Origin of the sequence: Comamonas jiangduensis, from assembly GCF_030162955.1 — a bacterium.
GTDB classification, from domain to species: domain Bacteria; phylum Pseudomonadota; class Gammaproteobacteria; order Burkholderiales; family Burkholderiaceae_C; genus Comamonas; species Comamonas jiangduensis.
The window spans coordinates 13,571-36,974 of the sequence record NZ_JARXOV010000009.1; the positions used below are offsets into that span (position 1 = coordinate 13,571).

A 23,404-nucleotide genomic window follows, 5' to 3' on the forward strand; every position below is an offset into this window, starting at 1 on the left:
CAATATTAGTAAAAAATGCCTCTAGCGCTTGCTGTATCTGCGCTAACAGCTATTAAATATGCAAGCAAACACCGCACCTGCTCTGCCCCGCGAAACTCGGGACACCTTGCTGATACTGGGCTCGGTCGGCTTGGTCCTGTTGCCCCAAGTGGCGTATTTACCCGCATGGGCCAGTGCGCTGGCGCTGTGCATGCTGGCATGGCGCTTGTGGATGGCGCGCCAAGGTCAAAACTTGCCCGGCAAATGGCTGCTGGCCGCGCTGCTGGCACTGGCCATTGGTGCCACGGTGCTGCAATTTCGCTCGATTCTTGGACCAGAAGCGGGTGTGGTGCTGGTTGTGCTGCTGCTGGTGCTCAAAACCCTGGAAATGCGGGCACGCCGCGATGCCATGGTGATTTTCTTTCTGGGCTTTTTCACGCTGCTGACCTTGTTTTTGCAGTCTCAATCCCTGTCCGTGGCCGTCGCCATGCTGCTGGCGGTGTGGGGGCTGCTTGCAGCACTGGTCAACGCACACATGCCCGCAGGCTACCCCAGCCTGCGCCAGTTGCTGCGCACCTCTGGCCTACTCATGCTGCTGGGTGCCCCCATCATGCTGGTGTTGTTTCTCAGCTTTCCACGCTTTGCCCCTCTGTGGGGCCTGCCTGTACAGCCCAACCAAGGCAGCACCGGGCTTTCCAACGATATGACGGTGGGCCAAGTGGCCGAGTTGGCGCAAAACCGCAGCGTGGCACTGCGTGTGCGCTTTGATACCCCTGGCCAGCAACCGCCCCCGCAGCGCTTGCTGTATTTTCGGGGGCCCGTACTCAGCCATTTTGATGGCCGCCACTGGAGCAGCAGCCCCGATGCTTGGCAAACCACGCTGGCGCCCAATAGCACGCTGCCCGCCAGCGGGCTGGGCAATGCCACGGGCTACGAGATCACACTGGAGCCGCACCAGCAACGCTGGCTGCTGACCTTGGACGCCACCGTGGCCCAGCCCGAAGCGGCCATCCGGCGACTGCTGCCCACCACCGATTTGCAGTGGCTCACCACACGCCCCATCACCGAGGTGTTGCGCTACCAAGGGCAAGCCTATCTGCACTATGCCTATGGGCAGCAGCTCTCCAGCTACCAGCGCAATCGGCACCTGCAATTGCCCCAGGCCCTCAACCCACGTACTGCCACATGGGCACAGGCGCTGCGCGCGCAGCATGGCCATGACGACACTGCCATCATCCAAGCAGCGCTGACACACCTGGGCAGCGGCGGCTACACCTACACCTTGCAGCCCGGCGTCAGCACCAGTGCGCATACGGCGGATGAATTCTGGTTTGATCGCCAACAAGGCTTTTGCGAGCACATTGCCTCGGCCTTTGTGGTGCTCATGCGGGCTGCCGGCATTCCCGCGCGCATCGTCACCGGCTACCAAGGGGGAGAGCGCAACCCGGTAGATGGCCTGTGGACGGTACGTCAAAGCGATGCCCACGCCTGGACCGAAGTATGGCTACCCAACGTAGGTTGGATGCGGATTGACCCCACCACTGCCGTTGCACCCAGCCGCACCGAGCAACTGCAGCGCCTGGCAGCACCCAGCACTTTGCTAGAAAGCACCGTGGACAGCGTCATTGGCCCCGCTGTGCTGCAGCGGCTGCGTGCCAACTGGGAAGCAGTCAACCACCGCTGGAATGACTGGGTCCTCAACTACTCGCGCAGCAACCAAAACAACCTGCTGCGTAACCTGGGGTTGGAGCACTGGAAGGTCACCCACATTGCCGCCTGGCTGTGCGCCATTGCCCTCACGCTGCTGCTGGGTTTGAGCGTGCAACGTTGGCGCACACAGCGCATGACCGACCCTTGGTTGCGCCTGATGGGCCAAGCGCGCCAACAACTGCTGCAAGCTGGCATTACCCATGCCAGCCATCTGGGTCCACGCGGTTTGGCCCAAGCTGCCCAAGCACAATGGGGGGATGAATCCCGGCCGCTGCAACAGTGGCTGCTACAGATGGAACAATGGCGCTATGCACCGCATAGCGCCCAGACCCCGTCTTTGGCAGCTTTGCGCCGCAGCTACCGCGCTTTGATTTGGCCCAGACCCCGCACTCCATGAAACGCCTGCTCTCCCCGTTGTTTTTGTTGACCCTGGCTACTGCTGGTGCCGCCCACCTTCCTGCACAGGCTCAAAATACCCCCGCCGCAGCCACCAAGCGTGCGGCGCAAGCGCCTACGCCTTACGGCCAGCGCGCTGATGCGCAGCAATGGGCGCAGGAGGTGGCGGAGCGCAATGGCCTGGATCTCAGCTGGGTACAAGCCCAACTGGCACAGGCCCGGTTTCTTGTGCAAGTGCCCAGGCTGATGACACCGCCCCCCAAAACAAGCACCACGGCACGCGACTGGGCGGATTACCGCCGCCGTTTTATTGACCCCATCCGCATCAAAGCGGGCGTACGTTTTTGGGACAGCCATGCCGACACGCTGGCCCGCGCAGAAGCACAGTTTGGCGTGCCTGCCGCCATGATCGTGGGCATCATCGGGGTGGAGACCATCTACGGCCAAAACATGGGCAACCTGCGCGTGCTCGACAGCTTGGCAACGCTGGCGTTTGACTTCCCGACCGCCCATCCCCGCGCTGCCGAGCGCCAGCGCTACTTTCGCGGCGAGCTTGAGCAGTTCCTGCTCATGATGCACCAGGCAGGCACCGCCACCACAGGCCCGCGCGGCAGCTATGCCGGGGCGATGGGGCTGGGCCAGTTCATGCCCAGCAGCTGGGCAAAATGGGCGGTGGATTTTGATGGCGATGGCCGCATTGACCTGTTCAACAGCCAAGCTGATGCGATTGGTTCCGTGGCCAATTACTTCAAGGCCCACGGCTGGGTGACAGGCCAGCCCGTGTGGTACCCCGCGCTGTTCAACACTGACACCCTGGATCTGCCTACGCTGCTGGCACCCGATATCCTGCCCAGTTTTACACCGGCCCAAATGGCCCGCTTGGGGGTACTCCCCGAAGATGGTATGCAGCACAACGGCCTGCTGGCCCTGATTGAGTTGAAAAACGGTGACGCACCGCCCAGCTACATCGTTGGTACGCAGAATTTCTACACCATCACCCGCTATAACTGGTCCAGCTACTACGCCACCGCCGTGCACGACCTGGGCCAGGAAGTGGCCGCAGCACGCAGCGGCGGCGTACCAGCGATTGCCCTGCCGGTCATGGTGCCCCTCACCTCGCCCTCGTCCGAGCCCCGCACCACCAGCGCACCCTGAGCGTTGCAGCCACAGTTGCCAGCCTGCGCACAGCGGGCAAACCTGCACTATGCGCGCAATCCCTCAGTGGGATGCTCCTAGTAGCCACGGCCGCGTGACAAGCGCACGCTTGTGCCTTCCCCCATTTAAGGAGATAGGTATGCAGCGTTGGAGTCTTTGGCCTTTGACAGCCACTTTGTGCACTTTGGGCCTGTTCAGCAGTGCCGCCCAGGCCCAATTCAAAGAGCCAGACAAAGTCAAAATCGGTTTTATTACCGACATGTCCAGCCTGTATGCCGACGTAGAAGGCAAACATGGTGCCACCGCCATCCAGATGGCGATTGATGACTTTGGCGGCAAGGTGCTGGGCAAGCCCATCGAGCTAATGAGCGCCGACCACCAGAACAAGGCCGACATTGCCGCCGGCAAAGCCCGCGAGTGGATCGACCAGCAGGACATCAGCTTGGTGTTTGGCGGCACCAACAGCGCTACTGCCTTGGCCATGGCCAAGGTGGCACAAGAGAAGAAACGCATTTTTGTGGACAACGGCGCTGGCAGCTCCGCCCTGACCAACGAGCAATGTAGCCCCTACACCGTGCACTACGCCTTCGACACCGTGGCTCTGGCCAAAGGCACAGGCAAGGCGGTGGTGGAAGCGGGCGGCAAAAGCTGGTTCTTTCTGACCGCCGACTACGCGTTCGGCCATGCGCTGGAAGCCGACACCACCAAAGTCGTGCAGGCGAGCGGCGGCAAGGTGCTGGGCGCTGTAAAGACCCCGCTGAACGCCAGCGATTTCTCCAGCTTCATGCTGCAGGCGCAAAACTCCAAGGCCCAGATTCTGGGCCTGGCCAATGCCGGTGGTGACACCGTCAACTCCATCAAGGCCGCCAAGGAATTCGGTATCACCAAGAACATGAAGCTGGCCGGCCTGCTGGTCTTCTTCAGCGACATCCACAGCCTGGGCGTGAAAAACACCGAGGGCATGCAGTTCACCGCGCCTTGGTACTGGGACATGAATGCCGAAAGCCGTGCCTTTGCCGACAAGTTCATGGCCAAGACCAAGCGCCGCCCCAGCGAAATCCAGGCCGCCGACTACTCTGCCACCATGACTTGGCTGCAGGCTGTGCAGCGTGCCGGCACGCTGGAGGCCGACAAGGTGATGGCCGAGTGGAAGTCCAAGCCCATTAAAGACTTCTTCGGTGAAGGCGTCATCCGTCCCGACGGCCGCTACGCCCATGACATGTACCTGATGGAAGTGAAATCGCCCGCCGAATCCAAAGGCACGTGGGACTACTACAAGATTGTCAAAAAGCTGCCTGCCGCCGAAGTGTGGACCACCAAGGAAGAGAGCAAGTGCCAGTACTGGAAATAAGCCTCTCACCCAGCGCTTAAAGCGGACCCTCTACTGGAGCGGCAGTACCGCCGCTTCAGTTCCAGACAAAAAAAGGCGCAGGCATAACCTGCGCCTTTTTATTTTTGTTTTTTTATTTACTTGCTTTTCATAGCTAGCAGCGCTTGGTACATAAGCGCTAAAAGCACTTTTTGCATGTAATCAACACGCTGTGGTATCGCTGGATACCGAAGCAATCGGGATGTAGAAATCCCCACCCGCCTGGTTGAACTCGGCCGCCTTGGCCTGCATGCCCGCAGCAATCCCCTGCTCTTCAGAGATGCCCTTGGCAGCCGCAAATTCACGCACCTCCTGCGTGATCTTCATGGAGCAGAACTTGGGCCCGCACATGCTGCAAAAATGCGCCACCTTGGCGCTGTCCTTGGGCAGAGTCTCGTCGTGGAAGGCGCGCGCCGTGTCGGGGTCCAGGCCCAGGTTGAACTGGTCTTCCCAGCGGAAGTCGAAACGCGCTTGCGACAGGGCATCATCGCGCGAACGTGCGCCCGGGTGGCCCTTGGCCACGTCGGCGGCGTGGGCCGCAATCTTGTACGCGATGATGCCCTGCTTGACGTCGTCGCGGTCGGGCAGGCCCAGGTGTTCCTTGGGTGTGACGTAGCACAGCATGGCCGTGCCGAACCAGCCGATCATGGCCGCGCCGATGGCCGACGCGATGTGGTCGTAGCCGGGGGCGATGTCGATGGTCAGCGGGCCCAGGGTGTAGAACGGCGCCTCGTGGCAGTGCTTGAGCTGCTCGGTCATGTTGGCCTGGATCATGTGCATGGGCACGTGGCCGGGGCCTTCGATCATGGTCTGCACGTCGTGCTTCCAGGCCACTTGCGTCAGCTCGCCCAGAGTCTTGAGTTCGGCGAATTGGGCTTCGTCGTTGGCGTCCGAGGCGCAGCCTGGGCGCAGGCCGTCACCCAGGCTGAAGGACACGTCGTACTGCTTCATGATGTCGCAGATGTCTTCGAAGTGCTCGTACAGGAAGCTTTCGCGGTGGTGGGCCATGCACCACTTGGCCATGATGGAGCCGCCACGCGAGACGATGCCGGTGCGGCGCTGGGCCGTCAGGTGGATGTAGGCCAGGCGCACGCCGGCGTGGATGGTGAAGTAGTCCACACCCTGCTCGGCCTGCTCGACCAGGGTGTCGCGGAAGATTTCCCAGGTCAGGTCTTCGGCAATGCCGCCCACCTTCTCCAGCGCCTGGTAGATGGGCACGGTGCCGATCGGCACGGGCGAGTTGCGCACGATCCAGTCGCGCGTGGTGTGGATGTTCTTGCCGGTGGACAGGTCCATGACGTTGTCCGCACCCCAGCGGATGGCCCAGACCAGCTTTTCCACCTCTTCCTCGATGCTCGAGGTCACGGCCGAATTGCCGATGTTGGCGTTGATCTTGACCTTGAAGTTGCGCCCGATGGCCATGGGCTCGATCTCGGGGTGGTTGATGTTGGCCGGGATGATGGCGCGGCCGCGCGCCACTTCGTCGCGCACGAATTCGGGCGTGATGATCTTGGGAATGGCGGCGCCCAGGCTGTTGCCGGCCAGACGCGCTTCCCGCACGGCGTCCTGCTGGTACTGCGCCATCCATTCGCGGCGGCCATTCTCGCGCAGGGCCACGTATTCCATCTCGGGCGTGATGATGCCGCGCTTGGCGTAGTGCATCTGGGTCACGTTCTGGCCGGATTTGGCGCGGCGCGGCTGGCGTTGCAGCGCGGCCGCCTCGGCGCGCAGCTGGGCCACGCGCGCGTCTTCCTCGCCACGCTTGCCGCCGTCGTCCAGCGCCACGCGCGGGCGGCCGACATAGAACTCGCTGTCACCGCGCGCTTCGATCCAGGCACCGCGCACGCTGGCCAGGCCCTGGCGCACGTCGATGGGGGCGCTGGGGTCGGTGTAGGGGCCCGAGGTGTCATAGACACTGACCTGCTCGCCATTGGTCAGCGCGATGTCGCGCACCGGCACGCGCAGATCGTGGTGGATGGCTCCGCTCAGGTAGCTTTTGGTGGATGCCGGAAATGGCTGGCGCGACTGGGCCAGCAGGTCGGCGAAACGGGCGGCATCGGGGGCATTGCCGGCGGCGGGCGTAAAGATGGCATCGGGGGCGTTCATCGCGGTCTCCAAAAAGCGTGTGAAGTTCATCAAACGCTCCGTGGAGTGCTGGGCCGCTCTGATGGCGTGGGAGATGGCTGGCGCCATCCACCTTCGCCTGCACCTGGCTCCAGCCCTGGCATTGCTCCCACAATGCCTGACCGACGCCACCGGAATCGACCGATTCCGACCAAGGCTGACACGCCCGGTGTTCCATCCCCAAAAGACAAAACCCCAGTGCGCGAGGCGCCTGGGGTTTGCTGTGCCTGGGGATGGTGGGCACCTGCCTGGCCTTGCAAAAGCCCATGTGCCTGTCCATTCCTGGCCCTGCTTCAGGGTCCCGCTCTTCTTCCGCCGGTATGAACCGGATCAAGTTCGTCGGGTTCGCTGGCCACTGTTTTCACAGCGGTTCGCATCTCAGCGCTTTCGCACACCCCGGAGCAGCCGTGAGTATAGGCGCATCTGCGCCAGCACAAGACACCGGGCAAACGCCTAGGCTTTCAGCATCAAAAACGACTCCAGCGCTTTCTAGGCATGCGCTGGCAGCTATCAATACTGAAAATCAGACTACGATGGCACTGGCCGATCCGACCTGCTTGCGCAGCTCAAACTTCTGGATCTTGCCCGTGCTGGTCTTCGGCAGTTCGCCAAACACCACGGCGCGCGGCACCTTGTAGCCGGCCAGGTGCTGCTTGCAGTGGGCCACGATGTCGGCCTCGCTGACCTGGGCGCCCGGCTTGATTTCCAGGAAGGCGCACGGTGTCTCACCCCACTTGGGGTCGGGCTTGGCCACCACCGCCGCCGCCAGCACGGCGGGGTGGCGGTAGAGCACGTCTTCGACCTCGATCGAGGAAATGTTCTCTCCGCCGGAGATGATGATGTCCTTGCTGCGGTCCTTGATCTGGATGTAGCCGTCGGGGTACTGCACGGCCAGGTCGCCGCTGTGGAACCAACCGCCGCGGAAGGCATCGTCCGTGGCGCTGGGGTTCTTGAGGTAGCCCTTCATGGCGATGTTGCCGCGGAACATGATCTCGCCCATGGTCTCGCCATCCAGGGGCACGGGCTGCAGGGTCTCGGGATCCATGACCCGCACTTCGCGCTGCAGGTGGTAGCGCACGCCCTGGCGGGCATTGAGGCGGGCACGCTCGCCAATGTCGAGCTGGTCCCAGCGCGCGTGCTTGGCGCAGACGGTGGCGGGGCCGTAGGTTTCGGTCAGGCCATAGACGTGGGTCAGGTCGAACCCCATGGCCTCCATGCCTTCGATCATCGATGCCGGGGGCGCGGCACCGGCCACCATGGCCTTCACCCCGGCAGGGATGCCCTCTTTCAGCTCGGCCGGCGCATTCACCAGCAGGGATTGCACGATGGGCGCGCCGCAGTAGTGGGTGACGCCGTGCTCGCGCATGGCGTCAAAGATGGCCTTGGCCTCGACCCGGCGCAGGCAGACATTGACCCCGGCGCGGGCCGCCACGGTCCAGGGGAAGCACCAGCCATTGCAGTGGAACATGGGCAAGGTCCACAGGTACACGCTGTGCTTGGGCATGTCCCACTCCAGCACATTGCTGATGGCGTTGATGGCCGCACCGCGGTGGTGGTAGACCACACCCTTGGGGTTGCCGGTGGTGCCGCTGGTGTAGTTGAGGGCAATCGCATCCCACTCGTCCTCGGGCAGCTCCCAGGCATAGGCGGCATCGCCCTGGGCCACGAAGTCCTCGTAGCGGATGCTGCCGACCTGTACGGCGGCCTCGCCGTACAGGGCATCGTACACCTGGATGATGAGCAAAGGTTCTGTGCGCGTGCGCAGCTGCAATGCCTTGGCGATGAGGGGCGCGAACTCGGGGTCGACGATCAGTGCCTTGGCCTCCCCATGGTCGAGCATGAAAGCCAGCGCTTCAGGGTCTAAACGCGTATTCAGGGTGTTGAGCACGGCCCCTGCCATCGGCACACCAAAGTGCGCCTCTACCATCGGTGGCGTGTTGGGCAAAATCACTGCCACTGTGTCATTTTTACCAATACCCGAGCGTTGCAAGCTGCTCGCCAGCTGCCGACAGCGGGCATACGTTTGCCCCCATGTCTGGCGCAAGCTGCCATGCACGATAGCCAAGCGGTCGGGGTACACCGAGGCCGTGCGCTCAATAAAGCTTAATGGCGTGAGGGCGGCAAAGTTGGCTGTATTGCGATCCAAATGCTGGTCGTATTGACTGATCATCTCCCTGATCTCCTATGTGTTGTACGTAATGTTTTCAAAGCATTTCAACATCCATACTTTCACGCAGCGCAGCATGTTCACAACATCAGCAAATACCCGCTTGCACTCCTTCTACAAGGTGGTTTCTTTTGATGCGGCGCAATATCACCGATTTCAGTATCGAGTGAAATCAAATCGCTATCTGGACTGGGTCTAAACAGTGCAATCCGAGGTGCAGCTACAGCAGTAGCCTTCCGCGGAATCACCCTTAGGCGGAGCAGATAGCCATGCAATGCCTGCCAAGGCAGGGCATGTATTTCAAAACGACAAGTGCTCTGGAGCCACACATGAAACTCAAACTGCGTCCTCTCGTTGCCGCTGCCATGGTTGTTGCTGGTTTTGCTGCTGCCCCTAGCTGGGCAATGCAACCCAATAACGAACCGATTTCTCCACTGGTTGCGGCCAAGGTAGCAAACCCTGCCATGGTTGAACTGGGCAAAAAGCTGTGGTTCGATCCACGCCTGTCCAAGTCAGGCTTCATCTCTTGCAACTCCTGCCACAACCTGTCCATGGGTGGTAGCGACAATCTGAAGACCTCGATTGGTCACAACTGGCAAGAAGGCCCCATTAACTCGCCCACCGTGCTGAACTCCAGCCTGAACGTGGCGCAATTCTGGGATGGCCGTGCCGGTTCTTTGAAGGAACAAGCCGGCGGCCCCATTGCCAACCCCGGTGAAATGGCCTTCACCCACGAATTGGCTGTGGACATGTTGAACTCGATCCCTGGCTACCAAACCGAGTTCAAGAAAGTGTTCAAGAAAGAAAAAATCGACATTGACCAAGTGACCGATGCGATTGCAGCTTTCGAAGAAACGCTGGTGACGCCTAACTCACGCTTTGACAAATGGCTCAAGGGCGATGCCAAGGCTTTGACCAAAACAGAGCTGGAAGGCTACGCGCTGTTCCGTGACAGCGGCTGTGTGGCTTGCCACAACGGCGCAGCAGTGGGGGGCAACTCCTTCCAGCGCATGGGTGTTGTCGAGCCCTACAAGACCACCAACGAAGCCGAAGGCCGCGTGGCTGTCACCGGTGCTGATGCCGACCGCTTCAACTTCAAGGTACCAACGCTGCGCAACGTCGAGCTGACCTACCCCTACTTCCACGACGGCGCTGCCGATACGCTGGGCGAAGCCGTGGACACCATGGGCCGGATTCAGTTAGGCAAGAAGTTCACTAGCGAAGAAAACGCCAAGATCGTGGCTTTCCTGAAAACACTGACGGGTGAACAGCCTCAGCTGACCATGCCGATCTTGCCTCCTTCTAGCGACAAGACTCCCCGCCCACAGCCTTTTGCCAAGTAAGCCATGCAGCAAGGCTGTCAAACGCCTTGCTCCACCAAGAGCCGGTCACACGACCTAGCAAATCGAAGATTTGCGATGGAGATGAAAGTGGTAAAGCCGTAGGCAATACGGACGTACGCCACGGTCAAGCAACGACGCATCAGAGATGCGTGTTACCGACTCCAAGCTTTCGCACGCACAAGGCTTCGATCCGCAAAAGTTGCATAGCGCCTTTTGCGGATATTGTTTTATCCAGGCTCGCTTGAACGTCATCATGGCCCACCAGCATCCCACCACAGAAACTGTGACCACCAGCAGCATTGAAAATCGCCTACGCGATGCAGGCATCCAGCCCACAAGACAGCGCATGGCGATTGCCCAAGTTCTACTGCACGCTCCCGTGCATTTAGCCGCTGACGATGTCTTACTGCAAGCACGCCGCCATCTATCAAGCCTGTCACGCGCTACCGTCTATAACACCTTGCCGCTGTTTGTGGAAAAAGGGCTGCTGCGCGCTCTGCGCCTGGATCGAGAGCGCACGGTCTATGACTCATGCACCGATGCGCATTCGCACATCTACCACGAAGACACAGGCATGCTGGAAGACATTCCCAACGACATGCTGCAATGGCCTAACGTCCCCCAGATCAACGATGACTTGGAATTGGTGGGCTTAGACCTGATCGTTCGTGTGCGCCAGCGCCCTGCTCAAAACCCGAGAGATTGATTGATCGAGTCGGTTATTGCAAATTTACAAAGATGTTTTTTTAATTTTCAAAAATTACTAAACTTAAAAAAATTTATTAGAAACAATAAATTAAAACAAAATTCACCAGTAAATTGATGCCTTTTAACACCAAAAACAAATGATGTTTTATATAAGACATCATTTATAAAAATCAGCAAAAAGACACACAAACCTCCGAATCATTCTTACAATCCATTCATCGCCAAAGCGAAACAAACAAATGAGGAATGCCCTGGGACTCATCAGGGCGGAGGAGGCCAGGCCTGCATCTTTGATGCAGGCCTTTTTCTTTGCGTTTTAGCCGGTATTGCGCAAACCAGCAGCAATCCCGTTGATCGAGATGTGAATGCCGTTTTTCAAGCGCTCATCCGTCTGCCCGGCACGCCAGCGGCGCACCAGCTCCACCTGCAGGTGGTGCAGAGGGTCGATGTATGGGAATCGATGACGAATCGAGCGCGCCAATGCGGGGTTGCTCGCCAAGCGATCCGGCTCCTCGGTGATGCTTGCCAGCGCTTCGGCAGTACGCAGCCATTCCGCTTCAATGCTGGAGAAGATACGTTTGCGCAAACGGCTGTCAGTGACCAGCTCGCTGTAACGCGACGCCAGTGCCAGGTCGCTCTTGGCCAAGACCATGTCCATATTCGAGAGCAAGGTCTTAAAGAAAGGCCATTGGCGGTACATTTTTTGCAACAAGGCCAGCTGACGCTTCGGGTCTGCGCCCTCCGCATGCAAAAAAGCTTCTACCGCAGCACCGAATCCGTACCACCCAGGCAACGTCAAACGACACTGCCCCCAGCTAAACCCCCAAGGAATCGCCCGCAAATCTTCAATCGCCTGCGTCGCCTTGCGCGATGCGGGGCGAGAGCCAATATTCAGCTCCGCAATCTCACGAATCGGCGTAGCACTGAAAAAGTACTCGGCAAAGCCCGGCGTCTCATACACCAGCTTGCGGTAAGCCTGCATGCTGGCTTGCGAAAGTTGCTCTGCGGTTTGCAAGAACGCCTTGGTAGCCGCTTTGGTGGGCTGCAGCAAGGTGGCTTCCAAAGTGGCAGCCACCAAGGTTTCCAAATTGCGGCGGCCAATATCCGGATTGGCATATTTGGAAGCAATCACTTCGCCTTGCTCCGTCAGGCGAATTTGCCCGCGCACCGTCCCCGGTGGCTGCGCCAAAATCGCTTGGTAGCTCGGCCCGCCGCCGCGCCCCACCGTACCACCTCGGCCATGGAACATGCGCAGGCGCAGACCGTACTGCTCTTGCAATCCATCAAACAGCTCCACCAAGGCCAGCTCGGCTTGGTACAGCTCCCAGTTGCTGGTGAAGATGCCGCCGTCTTTGTTGCTGTCGCTGTAGCCCAGCATGATGTCTTGCACGCCGCCAGAGCGCTGCAGCAACGCAGCCACGCCGGGCACCGCGTAATAGGCCCGCATGATGTCGGCCGAAGCGCGCAAATCACCAATGGTTTCAAACAACGGCACCACGATCAGATCGAGCCGTGCATCTGGCTGCTCCAGCGTGCCCTGCATCAAGCCCACTTCTTTTTGCAGCAACAGCACTTCCAGCAAGTCGCTGACGGTTTCTGTGTGGCTGATGATGTAGTGAATGATGGCTTCATTGCCATAACGCGCTCGCATGGTTTTGGCCATCTCAAAAATAGCCAGTTCGCTGCGTGCCAGCTCTCCATACTGCGCGCCCACCACCCGCAATGGCCGCGCTTCTTGCAACAGCCGCTGCAACAAGGCGCACTTGGAGGCTTCATCTAACTGCGCATAGTTCGCCTCGACCTGTGCCACAGCCAGCAGCTCTGCCATCACCGCTTCATGTTTGTCTGAGCTTTGACGCAAATCCACCGTAGACAGACAAAAACCAAATACCTTCACCGCGCGAATCAGCGGCTGCAAACGTTGCGCGGCCAAGCTCTCGCCATGGTAGGCTTGCAACGAATCCAAAATGATCTGCAGATCCGCCAAAAACTCTGACGCTTGCGCATAAGGGTTTTGAGGTGCCACGGCATGGCGCGCTGCCTGCCCTCCTGTCAGATGCTCCAAGGTAGCGGCAAGCCGCGCATAAATACTGGTCAAAGCACGTCGATAAGGCTCATCCAGCCGGTGCGGATTGTGATCAGGAGAGGCATCGGCCAACGCCTGCATTGCGGGTGACACCTGGGCCAAACGCGCAGAAACGGACAGCTCGCCACCCAGGTAGTGCACCTCGGTCAAATAGTGACGCAGCACCACATCACTTTGGCGGCGCAGCGCCAGCTCCAAAGTTGGCGCCGTGACATTCGGATTGCCATCGCGATCGCCACCAATCCATTGCCCCATGCGCAAGAAGCTGTGAACGCTTTGACCATCAAGCGCAGCCTCCAAATCGGCATACAGCTTCGGCACTTCCCGCAAGAACGTCGATTCGTAATAACTCAGCGCGTTTTCAATTTCATCTGCGACGGTCAGTTTGGAATAACGCAGCAAGCGCGTCATCCACAGTTGCGCCACACGCGCACGCAGCAAGGCCTCATTGGCCGCCAGCTCTCGCGGCGTCAGCGCATCTTTGGCGCTGTTAAAAAGCTGTGCACGTGCGGCAATGTCGTCGCGCTCCACCAGCAAGCGTGCAATGTCGTGCTCCGCCTGCAAAATACTTTGGCGCTGCACCTCCGTCGGGTGTGCCGTCAACACCGGAGACACATACGCCTGTGCCAGCGTATTGGCAATTTCATCGGGTGTAATCCCCGCCCAACGCAGGCGCGACAGCGCCACTTCAATGCTGCCTTCCTGCGTGTTGCCAGAGCGCTCATGCACTGCACGGCGGCGAATGTGATGGCGGTCTTCCGCCAAATTTGCCAGGTGCGAAAAATAGGTAAACGCACGAATCACACTCACGGTCTGGTCGGTGCTCAGCCCCTTGAGCAGCTTCTTGAGCGCCTTGTCAGCCTCATGGTCATGATCGCGGCGAAAAGCCACTGACAACTGGCGCACCTGTTCAATCAACGCATACACCGCGACGCCCTCTTGCTCGCGAATGATGTCGCCCAAAATGCGCCCCAGCAGACGTATGTCTTCAATCAACGGCTGGTCTTTGTCGTTTTTACGTACCGCTTTGCTGTGCAAAGCAGCCGGCCTTTGATCTTTCTCTTTCTTTGTCGCAGCAGTCATTTGTAGGAATACTCCAGCCGAGTTGTATGGCAACTCAGCATGCTAGCATCGCCCGTTGATTGGAAGGCCACCGGCCTGAGTATTGAAAGTCATGACCGTAGCAACACCCCCTCTATCCATCGTTATCGCCACCCGTGAAAGCCGCCTTGCACTGTGGCAAGCCGAGCACGTCAAAGCATTGTTGCAAGCGCGTGGGCACACGGTAGAGCTGCTGGGCATGACCACCAAGGGCGATCAGATTCTGGATCGCACGCTCTCCAAAGTAGGCGGCAAAGGCCTGTTCGTCAAAGAACTGGAAGTGGCACTCGAAGAAGGCCGCGCCCATATTGCTGTGCACTCGCTCAAAGATGTGCCCATGGACATGCCCGAGGGCTTTAGCCTAGCGTGCGTAATGGAGCGCGAAGACCCCCGTGATGCCTTCGTGTCGCCCCGCTACCAGCACCTGGCTGAACTGCCGCAGGGCGCCGTGGTGGGCACTTCCAGCCTGCGCCGCCAAGTGCTGCTGCAGGCCCTGCGCCCCGACCTGAAGATTGAGCCTTTGCGCGGCAATCTGGACACCCGCTTGCGCAAGCTCGACGAAGGCCAGTACGACGCAATCGTGCTCGCTGCCGCTGGCCTCAAGCGCTTAGGCATGCAAGCGCGCATTCGTTCTATTTTTGAGCCTGACACCATGCTGCCGGCTGCAGGCCAGGGTGCTTTGGGCATCGAGATTCGTACCGATCGCCAAGACTTGGCCGATGCGCTGGCACCGCTGGCGCACATGCCCACCTGGCTGCGCGTGGCGGCAGAGCGTGCTGTCAGCCGCGGCATGGGCGGCAGTTGCTCGGTGCCATTGGCGGCGCACGCGACCTTGCAAGGCGACACCATGCAGTTGCATGCTGCCTGGGGCGACCCTGAGGGCATCAAGGCCTTGGTGCAAACGCAGCAAACGGCCACCGTCACCACCTTGGCGCAAGCCGAAGCGCTGGGCGCAGAAGTGGCGGCCCGTTTGCAGGCAGGCGGCGCCTTGGTCTGCAAACCAGACTAAGCCCCCATGGTTCAGCTGGTTGTCACACGCCCGCAGCCCGATGCTGCGCTGTGGGTGCAGCAGCTTCAAAGCGCAGGAATAAATGCCTGCGCACTCCCCATGATGGCGATAGGCCCCAGCCGCAGCCCTGCTGCTGTAGCTGCAGTCCGCACTGCGCTGCAGCAGCTGCAGAGCTACCAAGCCCTGATGTTTGTCAGTGGCAACGCGGTGCGCCACTTTTTTGTTCAGCTGCGTCAAACAGCGGCGCTCTTGCCTGCACAGGTGCAGTACTGGTCGCCCGGCCCCGGAACCACCAAGGCCCTGGCTTTGGAAGGAATTAACCCTCAAAGCGTTATAGAACCTGCACCAGACGCTCCTCAATTTGACTCTGAATCCTTGTGGGAGCAGGCCCAGCACCACATCCACGCCGGAGATCGCATCCTGATCGTGCGGGGCGGCGATGGCGTCAACGCAACAGGCCAAGGCCGCCAATGGCTGACCGCACAGTTGCAGCAACGCGGTGTACATGTGGACTTTGCGCCAGTCTATGAGCGCCAGGCCCCGGAGGCCACGCCCAGCCTCTTGCAGCGCATCAGCGAGTTGCGCGGCCAGCAGGCAGTGTGGCTATTTAGTAGCTCGGAATGTGTGCAACATTTGGTGCGCTGCAACACTACCTGGTCTTGGCAAGCCCACACTGCCTTGGCTACCCACCCCCGTATCGCCCAACAAGTACGCCAAGCAGGGTTTGGCAACGTCATAGAGACGCTGCCTACCGTACAAGGCATCACGGCATCGATAAAATCATTGCATGACCACCTCTGACGGCGCCCCCATTTCCTCCCAATCGGTTCCTTTTGAGACGCTGCACGCGCCACGTTCTGCCGCAGCTGGCTGGACGTGGCTCGCGCTCCTCATTGGTGCTGCCAGCCTCGGCAGCAGCGTTTTGCTGTGGCAAAAAGTGGATGGAATGAAAGAGCTGCTGGCGCGCCAGGCGCTGGATGCCACCACCCAAGCCACCGAAGCCCGCGCCCTGGCGCGTGAATCCCAGGATCTGGTGCGTGACGCCAGCGCCAAGCTCTCTGTCATGGAAGTGCGCGTCAATGAAGTCAGCCTGCAGCGCGGCCAGCTCGACACCTTGGTGCAGAACTTGGCACGCTCCCGTGACGACACCCTGGTGATCGACATTGAATCGGCCATTCGCATGGCACAGCAGCAAGTGCAGCTGACAGGCAGCACCGAACCACTGGTTGCCACCTTGCAAAGCAGCATCAAACGGCTGGAGCGCACGGCACAACCGCGGCTTGCACCTGTTCAGCAAGCCATGGAGCGCGATTTGGTCCGCCTGTCGCAATCCGCCGTCACGGATACCGCCAGCCTGCTGGCCCGGCTGGACGATGTGGTGCGTCTGGTGGATGACATGCATGTCCAAAACAGCGCCCCTGTGCCGAACGTGCAGCGCCAGCCGCAGCGCACAACACCTTCAGCCGCAGGCAGCACGGCCAACGCGGAGGCACCAGCCGCCACCTCCCCCACCCAGTGGGAATGGTGGAGCAACTGGGGGCACAAGATTTGGCAAGCCAGCCGTGAAGAAGCCCGAGATCTGGTGCGCGTGAGCCGCATTGAAAATGCCGACGCGATGCTGATGGCCCCTGAGCAAGCCTTTTTTGTGCGTGAGAACCTCAAGCTCAAACTCCTGAACGCACGCTTGGCCGTATTGGCACGCCAGTACGATGCGGCCCGCGCCGACATCGGTGCCGCGCAGGCCACACTGAGCAAATATTTTGATAACAGCTCACGCCGCACGCACCAAGTCCAAGCCGTGTTGGCGCAGTTGCAAGCCCATATGCAAGCGTCTCAGCAGCCCGGTCTGGACGACACCTTGGCAGCCCTGTCCACAGCTGCCGCTGGTCTTTGAGCGCATAAAGGAACCACCGCATGATGCGCGCCGCACTTTGGTTTGTCGGGTTGTTTGCTTTGGCCGTTGCCGTGGCCTTGTTCGCGGGGAACAACCAAGGCATGGTGAGTCTTTTTTGGCACCCCTACCGGGTTGATCTGTCGCTGAACATGGTGCTGTTTGTGCTGCTGGCGATCTTCGCCATCGGCTACGCCGCCATGCGCGCGCTTTCTGCCCTGGTGATGCTGCCGCACCATGCCAAACACTGGCGTCAGCAGCAAAAAGAGCGGCAGATGTACCAGGCCTTGGTCGAAAGCCTGTCGCACCTGCAGGCGGGGCGCTATGTACGCGCCCGCAAATCGGCGCTGGATCTGCTCAAACTCAGTGATGCGTTGCGCACCGAACATGCCAACATCCCGCAAGATGCCACCCTGCGCGCCATCGCCCACATGCTGTCGGCCGACAGCGCGCACGCCCTGCGCGATGTGCAAGCGCGCGACACCCACTACGCACAGGCACTGGACGATGTGCCGCTGAACGGCACCCAGCAGCAGCAAGAGGTGCGCGAAGGCGCCCAAATGCGTGCCGCACGTTGGGCACTGGATGACCGCGACCCGCAAGAAGCACTGCGCCGCCTGGCCCAGCTCTCACCCGGCGCGGCGCGCCGCACCATGGCATTGCGCATTCAACTCAAAGCCAGCCGTTTGGCGCACGAAACCCAATCCGCCCTCGACACCGCCCGCCTGCTGGCCAAACACGGCGGCCTGTCGCCCGAAGCCGCCAGCAGCATTACGCGCGGCCTGATCTTGGAGCAGTTGCAGCACACGCACGATGCCGAGCAGCTGCAACGCGTCTGGTCTGGATTGCACGCGGCAGATCGCCATACGCCCGACATTGCCCTGTCTGCCGCCCGCAAGCTGATCGAGCTGCAAGGCGATGCCAGTGTTGCGCGCAGCTGGCTGCAGCCTGTCTGGGAGCAGTTGGTAAGCGATCCGCAATCCTTGACTGCATTGCAGACCCAGCGCTTTTTCATGGGCATGCAGCAGGCCATGGAAGGACTTGATGCCCCTTGGCTGGCGCGCATTGAAGCCGCACAGCGTGCAGCCCCGCAAGAGCCCCGCCTGCAATATTTGGCAGGCATGGCCTGCGTGCAGCGGCAACTGTGGGGCAAGGGCGAGCAATTGCTGCAAGCAGCAGCCCCCCGTTTGAGCGATAACGCCCTGCGTGCCAGCGCATGGAAAGCCTTGGCCGTTTTGGCAGAACAACGCGAAGACAACGCTGCCGCTGCCCACGCGTGGCGCCAGGCAGCGCTGCAAGCCCCTCTATAACCATAGCTACCAGCGTTTACTCCATAAGCGCTAGAGGCCAATTTAGCTTCAAAGAATGCCCCGACCACCCTATCCCAAGGCGTGGTCGGTAAAATCCCTCTCAATCCGTCATTTCAGCTAACAGCCTACCGACGGCATCCCCTAAGCAGGATGCCGTTTTCATTTGCGAATCCGCCATGAGTGAAAACATTGCCCAGCCAGGCCTGAACAGCCTGTCCAAATCTTTTGAACCTGCCGCGCTGGAAGCCCACTGGGGCCCCGAATGGGAAAAGCGCGGCTACGGCAATGCGGGCTACCGCGGCACGGGCAAGCCCAGCGCCGAGGCCGCTGCTGCTGGCCACAACTTCGCCATCCAGCTGCCCCCACCCAACGTGACCGGCACGCTGCACATGGGCCACGCGTTCAATCAGACCATCATGGACTCGTTGACCCGCTACTACCGCATGAAGGGCGCCAACACGGCCTGGATTCCCGGCACCGACCACGCCGGTATCGCCACCCAAATCGTGGTGGAACGCCAGTTGCAAGCCCAAGGCGTGAGCCGCTATGACCTGGGCCGCGACGAATTCACCAAGAAAATCTGGGAGTGGAAGGAAAAATCCGGCAACACCATCACCACGCAAATGCGCCGCATGGGCGACACCGTGGACTGGAGCCGCGAGTACTTCACCATGGACGACAAGCTGTCCAAAGTGGTGACCGAGACTTTCGTGAAGCTCTACGAACAGGGCCTGATCTACCGCGGCAAGCGCCTGGTGAACTGGGACCCGGTGCTGCAATCGGCCGTTTCGGATCTGGAAGTCGAGAGCCAAGAAAAAGACGGCAGCCTGTGGCACATCGCCTACCCGCTGACCAGCGGCGCGGGCAACTTGGTGGTGGCCACCACCCGCCCTGAAACCATGCTGGGTGACGTGGCCGTGATGGTGCACCCCGAGGATGACCGTTATAAGCACCTGATCGGCCAGACCGTGACGCTGCCTTTGGTGGGCCGCCAGATCCCGATCATTGCCGACGAGTATGTGGACAAGGAATTCGGTACGGGCGTGGTGAAGGTCACGCCTGCGCACGACCAAAACGACTACCAGGTCGGTATTCGCCACAACCTGCCCATGATCACGGTGCTCGACCTGACCGCCAAGATCAACGACGAAGCGCCCGAAAAATACCGCGGCATGGATCGCTTTGTGGCCCGTAAGGCCATCGTGGCGGATCTGGAAGCGTTGGGCCTGATGGTCGAGATCAAGAAACACAAGCTGATGGTGCCGATCTGCGACCGTACTGGCCAGGTGATTGAGCCCATGTTGACCGACCAGTGGTTCATGGCCATGAACAAGGTGAGCGAGCAAGACCCCACCGGCAAGTCCATCGCGCAAAAGGCGATTGATGCGGTGGCCACCGGCGAAGTGAAGTTTGTGCCCGAAAACTGGGTCAACACCTACAACCAGTGGATGAACAACATCCAGGACTGGTGCATCTCGCGCCAGCTGTGGTGGGGCCACCAGATTCCGGCGTGGTACGACGAAGACGGCAAGGTCTATGTCGCACGCAACGAAGAAGAAGCCCAGGCCCAGGCCCCCGGCAAGACCTTGCGCCGCGATGCCGACGTGCTGGACACGTGGTATTCGTCCGCCTTGGTGCCTTTCAGCACCATGGGCTGGCCCAACCAGACCGATGCAGCCGATGACGACTTCAACCTGTACCTGCCCTCCTCAGTGCTGGTGACGGGCTACGACATCATCTTCTTCTGGGTGGCGCGCATGATCATGATGACCACGCACTTCACCGGGCGTGTGCCGTTCAAGCATGTGTACATCCACGGCCTGGTGCGCGATGCGCAGGGCAAGAAGATGTCCAAGTCTGAAGGCAATGTGCTCGACCCCGTGGACTTGATCGACGGTATCGCGCTGGAGCCCCTGCTGGAAAAGCGCACCACCGGCCTGCGCAAGCCAGAGACCGCACCGCAAGTGCGCAAGAACACGCAAAAGGAATTTCCCGAAGGCATTCCCGCCTACGGTGCGGATGCGCTGCGCTTCACCTTTGCGGCCTTGGCCTCACTGGGCCGCAGCATCAACTTTGACAGCAAGCGCTGCGAGGGCTACCGCAACTTCTGCAACAAGCTGTGGAACGCCAGCCGCTTTGTGCTGATGAACTGCGAAGGCTTTGACTGCGGTCTGGACATGCACAGCAAGGAGCAATGCGCTGCGGGCAGCTACCTGCAATTCAGCCAGCCTGACCGCTGGATCGTCTCGCAGCTGCAAAAAGTGGAAGCCGAAGTGGCCAAGGGCTTTGGCGAGTACCGCCTGGACAACGTGGCCAACACCATCTACGACTTTGTCTGGAACGAGTTCTGCGACTGGTACCTGGAAATTGCCAAGGTGCAAATCCAGACCGGCAACGAAGCCCAGCAGCGCGCCACCCGCCGCACGCTGATTCGCACGCTGGAAACCATTTTGCGTCTGGCCCACCCGGTGATTCCGTTCGTGACGGAAGAACTGTGGCAAAAGGTGGCCCCCGTGGCCGGCCGCGAAGGCGCATCGATTGCGATTGCCGCCTACCCCGAAGCCCAGCCCGAGAAGATCGACGAAGCCGCGATTGCCTACGTGGACCGCATCAAGGCCATGGTGGACAGCTGCCGTACCCTGCGCGGTGAAATGGGCGTATCCCCCGCCCAGCGCCTGCCCCTGCTGGCCATGGGCGACAGCGCCGAAGCGGCCGAGTTCCTGCAGGCCAACGCGGCCGTACTGAAGAATCTGGCCAAGCTCAGCGACGTCAAAGTGTTCAGCGACGAAGCCGCATGGCAAGCCGAAGCGCAGTCCGCGCCTGTGTCCGTGGTGGGCGATGCTCGCTTGGCGCTGTTTGTGGAAATCGATGTAGAAGCGGAGAAAGCACGCTTGGGCAAAGAAGCCAAGCGTCTGGAAGGTGAAATCGCCAAGGCCAACGGCAAGCTCAACAACGAGGCGTTCTGCGCCAAAGCCCCCGCCGCCGTGCTGGAGCAAGAGCGCAAGCGCGTGGCCGACTTTGGCGCCACACTGGCCCGCATTCAGGAGCAACTGGCCCGTCTGGGCTGATATGCTTGCCCAATGAGTGAACAAAAGGCGCAGTGCTCTGCGCCTTTTTTCCATCCAGAACAAGAAGGATTGACCATGTCTAACTCCACCCGCGTACGCAAAGCCGTGTTCCCCGTCGCAGGTTTGGGCACCCGTTTTCTGCCCGCCACCAAAGCCTCTCCCAAAGAGATGCTGCCCGTGGTGGACAAACCCCTGATCCAGTACGCCGTTGAAGAAGCCTACGAAGCGGGCATCCGCGATATGGTGTTTGTAACCGGCCGCAGCAAGCGCGCGATTGAAGACCATTTCGACACGGCCTACGAGCTGGAAAACGAGCTGGAGCGCGCTGGCAAGCACGCCATGCTGGATTTGGTGCGCAGCATTGCCCCCGCCGACATGAACTGCCTGTTCGTGCGCCAGCCACGCTCACTGGGCCTGGGACACGCGGTGCTGTGTGCCGAGCCTTTGGTCGGCAACGAAGCCTTTGCGGTGATCTTGGCCGACGACCTGATGCGCGGCGATCAAAGCGGCCCCGGCGTGATGAAGCAGATGGTGGATGCCTTTGCCAAGCAAGGCCGCTCGCTGCTGGCCGTGCAGGAGGTGCCGCTGGAGCACACCAAGCGCTACGGCATCGTCAAGGGGGAAGCCGCAGGCGGCCCCTTGATGCGCATTGATGAAATCGTGGAAAAGCCAGCCCCGGAAAAAGCCCCATCCCGCATGGGCGTGGCCGGCCGCTATGTGCTGACGCCGCGCATCTTTGAAGAAATCCGCAACCAGCCGCAAGGCGTGGGTGGCGAAATTCAGCTGACCGATGCGATTGAACGCCTGATGCAGCACGAAGCGGTGTACGCCTTCCAGTACGCAGGCAAGCGCTACGACTGCGGCAGCAAGGAAGGTTTCCTCCAAGCCACGGTGGAGCTGGCCCTGCAGCACCCCGACGTGGGCGCGCATTTCCGCGAGTACTTGAAAAACCTGAGCATCTGACGCGCGGCCATCCTGCGCTTCCAATACAAAAGGCCTGCAAATGCAGGCCTTTCTTGCGCTAACAGCTATCAAAAATAAGTTATCCGTACTTAGCGACGTCGCAAGATGTGGATGTATTCGCTACCCACCGTATCTTGTTGCACCAATTCATTGCCCGTTTGCTTGGCAAACGCTTGAAAGTCTTTGAGCGACCCCGTATCCGTCGCCACCACTTTGAGCAACTGACCACTGAGCATTTCCGCCAGCGCCTTTTTGGCCTTCAAAATAGGCAAAGGGCAATTGAGCCCACGCGTGTCGATTTCCTTATGGATGTCCATGGCACTTATTCCTTATCTCGCCCGCATTGTAGGCATTTGTCAAAGCACACGCCCCCCGCATCGACCCCAGTCCCAGTCTATACAGCACAGCTTACAAAGGCGGTGCCACCATAAAGCGGGCATCCTCTGCCCACGGTTGCAACGGCCATTTCGCGGGGTCAGGCTCAGGGGACTGGCCCGGCCTGAACGCACCAAACTGCGGCTCAATGCCTTTGCTCTGCACCCAATGCGCCAACGCATAACCTGTGCCAGAGGGCCAGCAGCGCACCTGCTGTGCAGTCTGCCACCGGAACTCCACCAACTCAGGCGACAGCTGAACCGAACCTTCCACGCGCACATGGTAGGCAATCAGCACCTGGTTCATGCGCAAAAACTCCCAGGCTCCCAGCATGCGCAAGGCCTTGGTGCGCAGGCCAGTTTCCTCCAACACCTCACGGCAAATACCCGCCTCAGGCGACTCCCCCGCCTCCATGAAGCCCGTAATCAAGCCAAACACGCCTTCTTGCCATAACGCATTGCGCGCCAGCAGCACTTCACCTTGGTCGTTTTCCACCACCGCCGCCAGCACCGGCGTAGGGTTGCCCCAGTGCGTCCAATCGCAGGACGGACAACGCAGGCGCTCTTTCAAACCGCTATCTTCTTGCTGTGCCATCCACTGCAAAGGCGTGGCACAACAGGGGCAAAACCGCATCTCTTGGTGCATAGCAC

At 60.3% G+C, this 23,404-nt stretch carries 16 protein-coding genes and 1 riboswitch; of the genes, 11 read left to right on the plus strand and 5 right to left on the minus strand.

All coding sequences use genetic code 11. From position 1 onward, the window contains the following. The first annotated feature begins 58 nt into the window (after positions 1 to 58). The 3 genes from QEP12_RS08755 (at position 59) to QEP12_RS08765 (ending at position 4,591) form a co-directional block, all read left to right on the plus strand. Positions 59 to 2,086 (plus strand): transglutaminase TgpA family protein, encoded by a 2,028-nt coding sequence (locus QEP12_RS08755; protein WP_284214005.1) that lies wholly within the window; start codon positions 59 to 61, stop codon positions 2,084 to 2,086. After that, on the plus strand, positions 2,083 to 3,240 hold the full coding sequence (gene mltB / locus QEP12_RS08760) for a lytic murein transglycosylase B (RefSeq protein ID WP_174863705.1): 1,158 nt from the start codon (positions 2,083 to 2,085) through the stop codon (positions 3,238 to 3,240). The genes QEP12_RS08755 and mltB overlap by 4 nt, the downstream gene beginning before the upstream one ends. A gap of 139 nt (positions 3,241 to 3,379) precedes the next feature. Beyond that, a complete protein-coding gene (locus QEP12_RS08765) occupies positions 3,380 to 4,591 on the plus strand; it encodes an ABC transporter substrate-binding protein (protein ID WP_219164112.1) in 1,212 nt (403 codons plus the stop codon). 180 nt (positions 4,592 to 4,771) lie between these two features. Here QEP12_RS08765 and thiC read toward each other — a convergent pair whose 3' ends face one another. Together thiC and QEP12_RS08775 are read right to left on the minus strand one after the other, a co-directional pair. Beyond that, entirely contained in the window at positions 4,772 to 6,715 is a 1,944-nt protein-coding gene (gene thiC / locus QEP12_RS08770) for a phosphomethylpyrimidine synthase ThiC (protein ID WP_174863720.1), read from the minus strand. 308 nt (positions 6,716 to 7,023) lie between these two features. Continuing rightward, a riboswitch (TPP riboswitch) is annotated at positions 7,024 to 7,142 on the minus strand. A 114-nt stretch (positions 7,143 to 7,256) separates the two neighbouring features. Next, entirely contained in the window at positions 7,257 to 8,903 is a 1,647-nt protein-coding gene (locus QEP12_RS08775; protein WP_284214006.1) for an acyl-CoA synthetase, read from the minus strand. 326 nt (positions 8,904 to 9,229) lie between these two features. Between QEP12_RS08775 and QEP12_RS08780 the strand changes: the two genes are divergently transcribed. Continuing rightward, positions 9,230 to 10,243 carry a cytochrome-c peroxidase gene (locus QEP12_RS08780; protein ID WP_348521123.1) on the plus strand — a complete coding sequence of 338 codons (1,014 nt, stop codon included), beginning with the start codon at positions 9,230 to 9,232 and terminating at the stop codon, positions 10,241 to 10,243. A 253-nt stretch (positions 10,244 to 10,496) separates the two neighbouring features. After that, positions 10,497 to 10,949: a Fur family transcriptional regulator gene (locus QEP12_RS08785; RefSeq protein WP_174863531.1), complete on the plus strand. Its 453-nt coding sequence runs from the start codon at positions 10,497 to 10,499 to the stop codon at positions 10,947 to 10,949. Between the two features lie 318 nt (positions 10,950 to 11,267). On the opposite strand, the gene ppc is transcribed toward QEP12_RS08785, so the two are convergent. Further along, the gene (ppc, locus tag QEP12_RS08790; RefSeq protein WP_284214007.1) at positions 11,268 to 14,120 is read right to left on the minus strand and encodes a phosphoenolpyruvate carboxylase; all 2,853 of its coding nucleotides are present in this window, start codon (positions 14,118 to 14,120) and stop codon (positions 11,268 to 11,270) included. A gap of 91 nt (positions 14,121 to 14,211) precedes the next feature. Between ppc and hemC the strand changes: the two genes are divergently transcribed. The 6 genes from hemC (at position 14,212) to galU (ending at position 22,379) form a co-directional block, all read left to right on the plus strand. Continuing rightward, complete coding sequence (gene hemC / locus QEP12_RS08795; RefSeq protein ID WP_284214008.1) at positions 14,212 to 15,147, plus strand: hydroxymethylbilane synthase; 936 nt, start codon at positions 14,212 to 14,214, stop codon at positions 15,145 to 15,147. Between the two features lie 6 nt (positions 15,148 to 15,153). Continuing rightward, a complete protein-coding gene (locus tag QEP12_RS08800; protein WP_174863532.1) occupies positions 15,154 to 15,948 on the plus strand; it encodes a uroporphyrinogen-III synthase in 795 nt (264 codons plus the stop codon). Beyond that, positions 15,935 to 17,041: a uroporphyrinogen-III C-methyltransferase gene (locus tag QEP12_RS08805; RefSeq protein WP_284214009.1), complete on the plus strand. Its 1,107-nt coding sequence runs from the start codon at positions 15,935 to 15,937 to the stop codon at positions 17,039 to 17,041. Before QEP12_RS08800 ends, QEP12_RS08805 begins: the two co-directional genes overlap by 14 nt. 23 nt (positions 17,042 to 17,064) lie before the next feature. After that, on the plus strand, positions 17,065 to 18,348 hold the full coding sequence (locus QEP12_RS08810; RefSeq protein WP_284214010.1) for a heme biosynthesis HemY N-terminal domain-containing protein: 1,284 nt from the start codon (positions 17,065 to 17,067) through the stop codon (positions 18,346 to 18,348). A gap of 176 nt (positions 18,349 to 18,524) precedes the next feature. Continuing rightward, entirely contained in the window at positions 18,525 to 21,416 is a 2,892-nt protein-coding gene (locus QEP12_RS08815; RefSeq protein ID WP_284214011.1) for a valine--tRNA ligase, read from the plus strand. 75 nt (positions 21,417 to 21,491) lie between these two features. After that, a complete protein-coding gene (gene galU, locus QEP12_RS08820) occupies positions 21,492 to 22,379 on the plus strand; it encodes a UTP--glucose-1-phosphate uridylyltransferase GalU (RefSeq protein ID WP_284214012.1) in 888 nt (295 codons plus the stop codon). 89 nt (positions 22,380 to 22,468) lie between these two features. Here galU and QEP12_RS08825 read toward each other — a convergent pair whose 3' ends face one another. Both QEP12_RS08825 and QEP12_RS08830 read right to left on the minus strand, forming a co-directional pair. Next, positions 22,469 to 22,696: a sulfurtransferase TusA family protein gene (locus QEP12_RS08825; RefSeq protein ID WP_174863535.1), complete on the minus strand. Its 228-nt coding sequence runs from the start codon at positions 22,694 to 22,696 to the stop codon at positions 22,469 to 22,471. Between the two features lie 91 nt (positions 22,697 to 22,787). Beyond that, positions 22,788 to 23,399, minus strand: a complete 612-nt coding sequence (locus QEP12_RS08830) for an NUDIX domain-containing protein (protein ID WP_219164102.1) — start codon at positions 23,397 to 23,399, stop codon at positions 22,788 to 22,790. Between the last annotated feature and the right edge of the window lie 5 nt (positions 23,400 to 23,404).